Genomic DNA, 11739 nt, shown 5'->3' with positions numbered 1-11739 from the left:
CGATTTGTGCCCTCCTAATAATGTGTTTCTATATCTTGCTGTTGCGACGCTTGTGTAGGAAACCCCACGTAAAATACTGTTCTTACCAAATCGTGTTCGAATTTCGTCCATAACCTTCGTTAATCGCATTTCTTTTTCTCTTTGTACAATGTTATCGAAAAGCGAAATTTGCTCTTCCCCTTCATTTATTAAATTTGTTAGCGAAATACTTATTGATCGAATCGGCTCCCCTGTATGCCGCTCGTATAAAAAGTATGTACAAACATTGTAAATATCCATTGTTAAGTTTGTTGCCCGATTTAATGTATGTGCCTTTCGTATCCCCCCGCCGTATTCCTTGCTATATCCAACTGAAAAATGGATTGTTTGCGCGCATTTCTTTTCTCGTCTCAACCTATAACAAACCTCTTCTATATGTTCTAATAAAATAACGATGAACTCTTCTACCGAATAATCACGTAATAATATTTGGCTTTTCGCTATCGATGTTGTTGCAGGAACGTATTTTTCTGCTATTCTGCTAAAATCAATCCCATTACTATGTAAATGTAACTCTTCTCCTATTACACCAAACGATTGTTTTAAATATTTCAAAGGATACTGCGCTAATTCCCCTATTGTATGTATACCTTTTCGGTTCAATTTCATTTCCGTTTTATACGATATACCCCAAAATTTACTGAGCGGTCTAATACTCCATAACTTCTCGGGTATATCGTCATACGTCCACTGCGCTATTCCATCCCTATTCTTTTTCGCTTCAATATCCATTGCTACTTTACTCAATAATAAGTTCGGACCAATGCCAACTGTACTGTCAATTCGCGTACGTTCATATATTTCTCGCTTAAACTTTAATGCGAACTCGCGCGGATTATTTGCAAACAAATGAATACTTGCAGTCATATCCATGAAAAATTCATCGATACTATATTGATGAAAATCTTCGGGCGCGACATACTGCAAAGCTAAACCAGTTATGAAAGTTGAACACTTCATATACGTATGCATAATTGGATTCACAATAATAATATCTGGTCGCTTCGGTATTTCGTACAATCTTGCCATCTTCCTGATCCCTAATGCTTTTAATGGCGGTGTTGCCGCTAATACGATTGACCCCCTCTGATTCACATCACCTACAACGGCCAATTTTGTATAACGTGGATCCAGTCCTTTTTTAATGCAGGAAACACTCGCATAAAAGCTACGAAGATCTACACAAAGAATAATACGATTAGGTAAAAGAAAATAATCATACAAGGTAATCACCCCTAAAAAAAGAACGTTTGTTCCTATTACATACGAACTTTCGTTCTTTTTAAAGGGATTTCCATGAAAATTTTGGTTAAAATAACCTTAAAATTCTTTTTAAGAAAACCTTAAGAAAATCTCCCTTTATTTATAAGAATTTTTTTCTATACTGAAACATGTAAATGAACAAAAGGAGAAATAATCATGAAGAAATTTGTAATTTGCATAATAGGAATAGGCCTCCCTATATACTTACTACCTTTCATATTACGCGGAGATTTAGACAGATTTAATCCGATTGCTGAAGAAAAAAATGTATACGCCGTTGCGAAGGGATATGGCGTTCCAGATTACCATCATAAAGGAAGAGCTATGTACTCACTAAAAGGTGTTGATGAATTAAGGAATGAGAAAGAATATACAGTAGGAACGAACACTCCTAATGATTTTATAAGAAAAACTTACTTGAAAATTCATGTGAAAGGTAAGTATGTCTATTCTTACGACGTTATTTCTGAAAAGGACATTCCGGAGAAAATAAGAGGACACTTAGAAATAGTAGATAACTAAAAGAGCCTACTCGTATGAGCTGGCTCTTTTAGTTTATTTTATAATGTTATTTTTCCCATAAGCTAAAGATTCTATTACCCATTTTCATATTTTTTGAATCAATAGGTGGAATCTCTCCGTCTATTTATCAGATTGGGTGCTTAATCTGTTCCCCAAACCGATAATTGATATAAACTTTCTTCTGTATAAAGCATATTCTTATTGGTCGACTTAATCTCCATAAAAAGTCCCTCCAATAAATTTCTTAATGGAAGGATTCATCTAAGATAGTTAATTTCACCGGTGGTTAGCTCAACTTAATGACTACGGATCTGTCCCCATTTAGTGATGAAACCCATTATCACATTTTGTATCATGTGGCATAGGCCCGTCCAGGGAATCCAGAAAGGCAACGGCCTGTTTGAGGTTCATCAAAAATAAATGCGCGAGATCCATTGATAATCCATTTCGAACCACAACGCGCATAATCGTCACCTCTTCCATATCTGGAGGCAATGGATAAGCGGGTACTTGCCAGCCGAACACACGCAATTGTCGAGATAAATCATAAAGATTCCAGTTTAATGTGTAACCATCTTTCAGTCGCCAAGCGAAAACCGGAATATCCGAACCATCGGACAAAAGTTCGAACGGTCCCATCTTCTGAATCGCCTTACTAAGAAAAAGAGCGACTTTCTGAGAAGCCCTTTGGACATCATAGTACCCACTTTTCCCCAAACGCAGGTAATTGTAATATTGCAGGAGCACTTGTGCGCCAGGACGAGAGAAATTCAGAGCAAAAGTCGGCATGTTCCCGCCCAAATAGGAGACGCGGAAGATTAGATCCTCAGGGAGATCTTCAGCTTCTCGCCAAATTATCCAACCCAACCCAGGATAGACTAATCCATATTTATGTCCGGATACATTGATGGACTTCACCCTCGGTAATTGAAAATCCCAGACTAAATCTGGTTGAAGAAACGGTGCTATAAATCCCCCCGAAGCCGCATCCACATGCATGGGAATGTCGAGGCCCGTCCTCTCCTGTAAATCGTCCAAAGCTTTCGCAATGGCGGCAACCGGTTCGTAAAGCCCGGTATAAGTCTCACCGAGAATCGGTACTACACCAATCGTATTTTCATCCACGGCAGCGAGGACCCCCTGAGGATCCAATTGGGGATGCTCTGGGCTAACCTTCACATAGCGTGGTTCAACCTCCCAATAGTTCGCGAACTTTTCCCAAACGACTTGAACAGCAGAACTAAACACAATATTGGGACGATCCACCGGCTTCCCTTCGCTTTTGCGTGCGTTTTGCCAGCGTCTCTTTAACGCAAGCCCCCCGAGCATACATGCTTCCGACGATCCGGTTGTTGAAACACCCATAGTCGTAATGGGGGTGGGCGAATGCCAGAGGTTGGCTAAAATGCGGACACACCGCTCCTCAATTTCGGCTGTCTGTGGATATTCATCCTTGTCAATCATGTTCTTGTCGAATGATTTGGCATATAATTGCTCTGCGGCAGACTCCATCCATGTGCTAACGAATGTTGCAAGATTCAAGCGGGCATTGCCATCAAGAGCAATTTCATCATGGACGATTTGATACGCTGTTTCTGGTAACATGCCTTTATCAGGCATGTGAAAGCGCGGAACGGCTGATTCTCCTTCACGGGCAAACAGAGGATTTATAGAAAATTCGTGAGGCAGCTCCATTTGCATGTGACGCGGTACATATTGTGGATTATCTGGTACAATCTCTTTTCCTTCGTATGCATCGTTTTGAACTTCTACTTTTCGATCCTGTGGCATACAATTCCCCCTTAATTAATTGTTTAACGAACATATTATTTACAAAAAAGCATTTGTTAAACCAAGGGGACCATTCTTATAAAAGGTGCTGCCACCAAGTGAAAGCACTGTAGAAAAAACTGTGTCTATTTTCTTGACGTAGTATCAGTTATCATTTTTTGATTTTTCAAACACTTACAATATTTAACGCATGCAGCAAAGTTGGTGCTTCTCTCACGATAACAAACAGATTAAGGACTTACTGTTGTTGTCACAGTAAGTCCTTTTTTCACCAAGTCTATTTCGGCGTCAATGGTGCAGGTTTTACGGGCAGCGATCGAAAGCGGGCTGGACCCAGAACAGGCGTACACCATGAGCGACATGGCAATTCAGTGCATAGAGGAAATAGATGATATAAAGCAGCTTCAAGATTACCGCAACACCGTTGCAATCGAGTTTACAAAAATGGTAAATCAGATAAATGAACACAAATTCCCTAAGCCAGTCAGAGTCTGCGAAAGTTATATTAAAAATCATATTTACGAGCCTATATCGGTGAAACAGCTCTCTGAAATTACTGGGTTAAACCCAAATTACCTGTCCTCGATGTTTAAAGCAATCATCGGATTTTCTGTATTAGATTTTATCAATAAAGAAAAAATCAATGAAGCAAGAAAGCTGCTGATAACGACAGACATTTCCTTGACGGACATTTCGAACCTACTTCGTTTTTACGACCAGAGTCATTTCACAAAAACATTCAAAAAACACACAGGTATTACACCTAAAATCTTTAGGGATCAAAACAAGCACACATATGGGAACATAGTAATTTGTTAGGAGAATACCATTTTTATTCGGAGAAAGTGATATCATTAGATTCTTTAAGGCCACTAAAACTTTCTTAACGTTGTTAAAAACGGGGTAATCGTCAGGAAAATGAGCTTAGCGTTGTAAATCACAAAATAAAAACCCCCATTTCTCTGTATTTAAATTGAGAAATAGGGGATTAATCACTTAACAATATTGCTCGATTGTTGAGGATTTTTATTTAAAACAAATAACTGATTAATAGTCCGACTGATAATAAGAAGCCGAAAATCGTATTTGTCATCGCTGTTGATTTCATTGCGATGCGCATATACCCTGGATCCTTTGCCCCTTTTTGGAAACTTTGAATTGCAGAGATTGGCTTTTTCAAACCTAGGAACATAACTAATGCCCAAGGGCTTATATAACCCATCAATACAATTACAGCAATCCATAAATAAGCAATGAAAAAGGCTACCGCTAGTGTTACCACTGCTTTTTCTCTCCCAAGGAGGATTACTAATGTCTTTCTTCCACCTTTAATATCTTCTTCGATATCTCGGATGTTATTCGACATGTTGATTGCACCGACTAAAATTCCAATTGGGATGGAAATCAATACACTTTCAATCGTTATAGTATTCGTTTGAATAAAGAAAGCAATAAGTACAAAACATGTCCCCATTAGCAATCCAGAAACTAATTCTCCAAACGGAGTGTACGCAATTGGTAATGGACCACCTGTATATAAATAGCCAACCGCCATCCCAATTAAACCAATGACGACTAACCACCAGCTGCTATTCATACAAATATAAATGCCAATAAGTGCTGCTACTACATACAATAAAAGCGCAACTGTTAAAACATTTTTTGGTTTCAATCCATGACGGACAATTCCACCACCAATGCCAACAGAATCAGCGGTATCTAATCCGCGTTTGAAATCATAGTACTCATTAAATAAATTCGTTGCTATTTGCAATGCTAAACATGCGCTCATCATCGCAATAAATAAAAGCCAATCAACTTTGGCAACATAAAGTGATGCTACTGTCCCTAAAATTACAGGAGAAAACGTCGCCGTCAATGTATGTGGGCGCGTCATCTTCCATATTAATTTAGCGGAACTAATTTCTTTTTCATTCCCCATAAATCTGTTCAATCTCCCTACATTTTAAGTATGAATTACTAGAAGCTTCTTTCTATCTATTTCCTGCTTCACATCCATTATATCAAATAAATGAATTGGCATAGAACTCTAATGTTTTTTCTTGTTCACCCATAGCTCTTGAAGTTTCTCTAGCTCCAACAATTAACACTGGATTCTTCATAAACTTCTCTCCCCATTTTGACGCACAATAACTGAGAACGTGTTGTTTTATTTTACCTCAAATTATAATCTTGAATAAAACTCTTAACAATAATCAGAAATGATGAATGTGTCGTATATCCGACATATTTTCTTAATGTATTGAAAAGATTTAGAGCTATAACTAAATAAAAATACAAAAAACTCCCGTCCCTATAAAAGGACGAGAGTTAACTCTAGTTGAAAGTGCCCAAAACATAACTTCATTTTTATCGATACTAATACATTTAAGTTAATGGCTACATCGTCACATCAATGAAATTAATATAGTTTAATAATTGTAATATACGTTTATCATATGTGTGATTTTTCAAAGTTCTATTCAGCCCATTTCTTGCTATTCGTTCTCTTTCTTGTACATTTTCCAAATAATACTCCGCTTTTTTTATAAACTCCGATGCATTATAAAAAGTTTCTATTTCAACACCTGGTATGTAGTGCTTTGATATATCTGGGCGTACATCAGTTAATTGAAAAGAACCTACAGCATTAATTTCAAACGTCCTATTATTTACTGAATATGCTTGGATATTTGCTGAATTACAATTCAATTCCTTATCATATGGTGAACGGTGTAAATTTATATTAATTTTAGTAGATGAGTAATATTGTAACGCATCTTCATACTTTGCAAGTGGCAAGAGTTGTATTTTATCCTGTAACCTTTCATAATTCTTTAACTTCTCCCAGCCATATCCCACAATTTTTGTGTTTTTTTCTGCTAAATACTCTGAAATTGAATCAACAAAAGTAATTCTATTTTCAAATGCGGTGCCTATAAAACTAAGATCATAATTATATGTATCCTCTTTAAGAGAAGGTTTAAACACATCTTGGTTTGCTGCTAAAGGAAGATGAAAAACATTATTACATCCTATCCCTTTATAAAACTGGATACAATTTAAATCTTGCGTAAATATATAATCATAATACGGAACAAGATTCTGTGTTAAATCCGTATAGTAAGGATCATCTGTCAGCCAAAGTCCAGTAGTAAAACCTGCATTTTTTAAGAATGGTATTATACTATGAAACTCTGCACTTAAACCGCTTAGTACCAAAATAAAATCCGGTTTAACTTTTAACGCGATTTTTATAGCTTCTTCTGGATTCACCATAATTGTATTGCTGTTTACCTTTTGTAAACTATTAAAAATCACTTCTTCAATCATTGGGTAATAAAAAGTAATGCCTGATTGAATAAATAAGATTTTCTTAGGAGTATTGTCTTTCATGCCATTCCTCCTATATGCATTTTTTCATTCTCCATAAAAAAACACTTTATATTCTGAATTTAACAAAAGGTCTTGTGTACACTATAATCCTCTGATTAAAATACATAAAAAATTAATAACCTTTCTTTATCTTCATGACATCTTACTTCATATTTATAAGCAACATTTATGTCCATTATGATAAATTGAAACTTTAGTCAGTGAGGTTTTGTCCACCCACACTGATTATTAGCCCACACCAATCGGATTTTTACGGGCAGTTGGTCTCCCACATTCGCCGAATTTTGAGGTGGGATTCTTACTGCCCGTTAAAGAGGGATAAAAAGAAGTTAAATTACTTCCAAACAACACCTCGCCTCTCGTATTCCATTCTATATTCAACAGCAGCTGCAATTTTGGGACTTGCAAACCTTTCCGTGATCCAAAGACCTAAATCAATTCCTGAAGTAACTCCTCTTGCAGTAATCACATCGCCTTGATCCACAATTCTGTAATGAAGAAGTTCTGCTCCATATTTACTCATTTCATTCTGCGCCAAATGATGCATTGTTGCCTTTTTATCATTCAATATACCGGATGCAGCTAGTAACATACCTCCTGTACAAACTCCAGCAACAATCGTTCCTTCATTGTGCATCTCCCTAATCATTTTAGTCAAAGTACCAAGCTCTGCTTGCTTTCGTGCCCCATGTTCAGCTTTATGATTCCAGCCACCACCAGGTACAATTAACAGATCTGGACGATTATCCATTCGTAAAAAATCATGTAGTTTAACCGTAACTCCAAACGAAGTAGTAACCTCTTGCTTTCGTTCACTTGATATGAGTTCCACCGTAAACGGAGCCCCTTCTTCTATCGCTCTTTTCAATACCTCAAAAGGTGCAAAGGAGACGAGCTCTCCGAAGCCATCAAACAATACAATTTGTATTTTCATTTTTAGAACACCTCATATGGTTTCTTTTGTAAATCGTAGACATTAACACAATTCGGTTATTTACGAACTGTAGGTAGAGAATATGACTTTATATGATATTTTAGATAAAAAAATGCTATTCTCCCTATGGTTCTATAGAAAGAATAGCATTTTTTTCATTTTATGTTAGCTGGATAGCAATATAATAGATTATTTAAAACTCAACCAAGCATCCGCCCAGTCCGCGTGATCATTTCCATTACCGTTACCTGCATCATCAACGACTAGTTTTAATTCTTTCTTACCGGTAAGATCTACATCAACAAATTTGGCTGGCGTATTATAGTACATTGTGCCGCTATTAAATACTTCGGCCCCATCAAGTAGTACTTTAAATACGACCGAACCACCTTTACCACCAGGTTCCTGATCAATTCCTACATATGAATTAAATTGTTTATACGTTGAATTTGAGATATCATAGATAACTTCTGATTTTGAATGAGTTCCGATCCCTTTTTTATACGTAATAGGACCTGTAGTTCCGAGTAATGAAATTGGATTTCCATCGGTACTTTTATCTTTTTGAACTGTTGCCCATCCGGCAGTTGCTTTTACCCACGGAATATCACTAAGATAGATACCGCCGGAAGCCACTTGCACTTTCGTTGAAGTCACCACCGAATTCCCCAATTTCACAGAAACTCCAACTTCTTTCATTCCTTTAAACTGATTTGGCGGAGTTATAACAAACGAATATGTCTCCTCTCCTCCTGCCGGTAATTGAAAGTCTGTTGTTGATGGCTGTGCATTCCAGTCATCTGGTAATTGCAATTCAATTTTTCCAGGAGTCACTTTTTCCTTTATTTCATTTTGAACCTTTACTTTTAATGTAGTAGAACCACCTTCAACAATAATTGGATTTGGTTCTACCTTTGCCGAAATGAGCTTTACTGCTGGCGTTACTTCTATTTGATTGGATTTACTAACCGTCCCGCTATCTGTATTTACTTCCGCTTCAATGGCGTACTGATTAGCAACTATATCAATAGGGACAGGTAAATCCGCCTCAATTGTTTTAGATCCTCCTGGTTCAATGCCTTCAAAAGCTACTTTAATCGGTTTCACATTCCAGCTCTCAGGAGCCTTTACAACCACTTCTCCAGATGAAGATTTCAACGTACCAAAATTTGATAAATTGGCCTTTACCTTAACTGTATTTCCTGCTGTTACACTATTCGGAGATTCTAGATCGAAACTAAGCATAGACTCAATTTTATACTTTTTACCTGCTTCAGTTTTAAATGAAATCGTATCGCCATCCTTCGTAAATGGCACCGGTGTATTCGTTCCCACTCTTGTCAAAGTAAATGGTGTATTGAACATTGGACTTTTTAACTTTACATCATTTCCGTGATCAGAAGTCACCTGAATGACTGTAGGAACGCCATTTTTCCAGTCCGCATCAATCGTAAATGCACCGCGTGCTCTTAGTCCTTTATAAGAACCGTCCTTCCAAGCTTTCGGAAGTGCAGGTAATAATTGAATGGAGTCAGTATGGCTTTGAATTAACATTTCAGCAATTCCCGATGTTGCGCCAAAGTTTCCATCAATTTGAAACGGTGGATGCGTATCAAATAAATTGCTGAGCGTACTTCCTGTAAGTTGCCCTTGCAAAATTTTATAAGCATGGTCACCATCTAATAAACGTGCCCATAAATTAATTTTATTCGCTTTACTCCAGCCTGTTCCCTCGTCACCACGATGGTTTAAGGTGACTTTAGCTGCATTTAGCCATTCAGGTGTTTTGTGATTGATCATACTTCCTGGATATAATGCAACTAACTGGGATATGTGCCGGTGCGTTTCGCCAGGATCATCTATATCATCCTTCCATTCTTGCACCTGACCATATCTACCAATTTGAATTGGTGGGAATAATCGATCTCTTTTAGTCTTTAACTCATCTCGAAACATCGTATCAATCTGCAAGATTTCACTAGCTTCGATTACATTTGAGAATAACTCATACACTAATTGTTGGTCGAAGGCACATCCATTAGAAATACCACCAAGCTCTGGGGACCAGCACGGAGATACGACTAACTTCTTATTTTGATCTTCCACTAAAAACTTACTATGAAACTCTGCTGCTTCTTTAATTATTGGATAAATCTTTTCTTTTAAGTATTGTTTATCATCCGTAAATTTATAATGTTCCCAAACGTTTTGACCAATGAAGGCGTTCGCACTAGGTGCCCATCCCCAGCCTAATCCCCAGCCGGGCGCAGTAAATCCAAATGGATTATTCATCGTGTTAACGGTCCATCCACCGCCTGTAACACCGAAATGTTTTTCTGCGGAAACCCTCCCTGGTGCTCTTAATGAATCAACATAGTCCATTAATGGCTCGGCTGTTTCAGACAGATTTGTCACTTCTGCAGGCCAATAATTCATTTGCAGATTAATATTGAAATGATAGTCACTTTCCCACGGTGGTGTGTTCGAATTATTCCATACTCCTTGTAGATTTGCAGGAAGCGTTCCTGGTCTTGAAGAAGAAATAAGCAAATACCTTCCATATTGGAAGAATAGTTCTTCTAAATACTTACTGTTTTCTTTACTGTAAGATGCTAGTAGTTCATTTGTTGGAACAGATGGGTTTTCCCCTCCTAAATTTAAAGATACACGATTAAATAAAGAGTAATAGTCTTTAATATGTGTATATTTTAAAACCTCATAACTCTTTTTAGAAATAGCAGACATGGTTTTTTCAACCTGTTGATGTGGATCTTCCCCTTTATAAGTAGGGTACTTATTTTCATAATCAGTAGCCGCAGTCATTATAATTGTTAAGCTATCTGCATTCGCTACTTTAATTTTCCCATTCTCTGCTGTTAATGTACCACCCTCATTCAGTACTTTGAATTCTGATTCATATTTCATTCCATTATTCGCTATTTGTCCTTTGATAGTAATTTTGTTATCTATAGATGATACTTGCCCTCCCTGTGCGCTAGTAGGTCTAACATCTAACGAAAGCTGTTTCGATTCACTAGCAGTTAAACGCATGACCATCACGCGATCAGGGTAACTTGTGAAATATTCCCTATTATATTGAACACCTTTATAGTTATAAGACACACTAGCAATTCCCTCATTTAAATTCAATTCTCTACGATAATTGGAAAATAAAGACGCATCTGGCATATTAAAATCTAAGTATATATCCCCAAAATTTTGATAGGAACCAAACCCTTTTTGAAAACCAGTTAGAAATTGCGTGGATTCCCTTTCTGCTCCTGATTTATCACCTTTTGATAACTTTTCTCTAATACTACCTAAATGACTCGCTGCCCCATCACGATTCCCGAAAGTATACTCACTCGTACTGCTCGGTCCGCCAGTCCAAAGCGTTTTTTCATTAAACTGAATACGTTCTTGCTGGACTCCGCCAAAGACCATGCCGCCCATATAACCATTCCCAATTGGCAATGCTTGTTTTTCCCAATCTTTTGCTGGCTGATTGTACCAAAGCGTCAATTTCTTTCCTTCTGGTTTTGGAGTTTCAATTGTAATAGGTGATGTTGCCTCTACTTTACTAAACTCTCCCGTGCTTCCTAAAGAGAATAATAGAGTACCAAAAAGCAATCCCCCTGTTAATAAGTTTTTAAGTTTCAAATTTCCATCCCCTTTTGAAAAGCGAATGTAAAATGTCCCCTTCTGCACATTGACTTATTCTATTCTCCCCATGAAATTCGCTATTCTTTTATATGGAAGTGTAATAGACAAAAAACATTTGCCTATTACACTTC

At 37.3% G+C, this 11739-nt stretch carries 8 protein-coding genes; 2 read left to right on the top strand and 6 right to left on the bottom strand.

All coding sequences use genetic code 11. The features are described 5' to 3' along the window. The coding region (locus CDB3_RS08735; RefSeq protein WP_142263480.1) for a Y-family DNA polymerase at nt 1-1263 on the bottom strand (1263 nt) is incomplete at its 3' end. A 195-nt stretch (nt 1264-1458) separates the two neighbouring features. Between CDB3_RS08735 and CDB3_RS08730 the strand changes: the two genes are divergently transcribed. After that, nucleotides 1459-1824: a YxeA family protein gene (locus CDB3_RS08730; protein ID WP_128854142.1), complete on the top strand. Its 366-nt coding sequence runs from the start codon at nt 1459-1461 to the stop codon at nt 1822-1824. Nucleotides 1825-2145: 321 nt separating this feature from the next. Here the strand turns inward: CDB3_RS08730 and gad are convergent, their stop codons facing one another. Then, nucleotides 2146-3615, bottom strand: a complete 1470-nt coding sequence (gene gad / locus CDB3_RS08725) for a glutamate decarboxylase (RefSeq protein ID WP_128854141.1) — start codon at nt 3613-3615, stop codon at nt 2146-2148. A 291-nt stretch (nt 3616-3906) separates the two neighbouring features. Here gad and CDB3_RS08720 point away from each other — a divergent pair, with 291 nt between their 5' ends. Next, complete coding sequence (locus tag CDB3_RS08720; protein WP_128854140.1) at nt 3907-4434, top strand: helix-turn-helix domain-containing protein; 528 nt, start codon at nt 3907-3909, stop codon at nt 4432-4434. 211 nt (nt 4435-4645) lie between these two features. Here CDB3_RS08720 and menA read toward each other — a convergent pair whose 3' ends face one another. The 4 genes from menA to CDB3_RS08700 form a co-directional block, all read right to left on the bottom strand. Then, nucleotides 4646-5557, bottom strand: a complete 912-nt coding sequence (gene menA / locus CDB3_RS08715; protein WP_128854139.1) for a 1,4-dihydroxy-2-naphthoate polyprenyltransferase — start codon at nt 5555-5557, stop codon at nt 4646-4648. Nucleotides 5558-6015: 458 nt separating this feature from the next. Next, nucleotides 6016-7011, bottom strand: coding sequence for a CgeB family protein (locus CDB3_RS08710; RefSeq protein ID WP_128854138.1), 996 nt, complete (start codon nt 7009-7011; stop codon nt 6016-6018). 334 nt (nt 7012-7345) lie between these two features. Further along, nucleotides 7346-7945, bottom strand: a complete 600-nt coding sequence (locus CDB3_RS08705) for a DJ-1/PfpI family protein (RefSeq protein ID WP_128854137.1) — start codon at nt 7943-7945, stop codon at nt 7346-7348. Nucleotides 7946-8134: 189 nt separating this feature from the next. Further along, a complete protein-coding gene (locus tag CDB3_RS08700) occupies nt 8135-11605 on the bottom strand; it encodes a glycosyl hydrolase family 95 catalytic domain-containing protein (protein WP_128854136.1) in 3471 nt (1156 codons plus the stop codon). Nucleotides 11606-11739: the final 134 nt, after the last annotated feature.

It is taken from the genome of Bacillus sp. CDB3 (genome assembly GCF_002081505.1).
Taxonomy (GTDB): Bacteria; Bacillota; Bacilli; order Bacillales; family Bacillaceae_G; genus Bacillus_A; species Bacillus_A cereus_AT.
Note: the sequence above shows the minus strand (reverse complement) of the source record. Positions and strands in the feature narration are given on the sequence as shown.

Excerpts from the sequence above, each read along its gene's own strand:
- CDB3_RS08705 (WP_128854137.1), bottom strand. The coding sequence starts at position 7,945 with ATGAAAATACAAATTGTATTGTTTGATGGCTTCGGAGAGCTCGTCTCC.
- menA (WP_128854139.1), bottom strand. The coding sequence starts at position 5,557 with ATGGGGAATGAAAAAGAAATTAGTTCCGCTAAATTAATATGGAAGATG.
- CDB3_RS08720 (WP_128854140.1), top strand. The coding sequence starts at position 3,907 with ATGGTGCAGGTTTTACGGGCAGCGATCGAAAGCGGGCTGGACCCAGAA.
- CDB3_RS08710 (WP_128854138.1), bottom strand. The coding sequence starts at position 7,011 with ATGAAAGACAATACTCCTAAGAAAATCTTATTTATTCAATCAGGCATT.
- gad (WP_128854141.1), bottom strand. The coding sequence starts at position 3,615 with ATGCCACAGGATCGAAAAGTAGAAGTTCAAAACGATGCATACGAAGGA.
- CDB3_RS08730 (WP_128854142.1), top strand. The coding sequence starts at position 1,459 with ATGAAGAAATTTGTAATTTGCATAATAGGAATAGGCCTCCCTATATAC.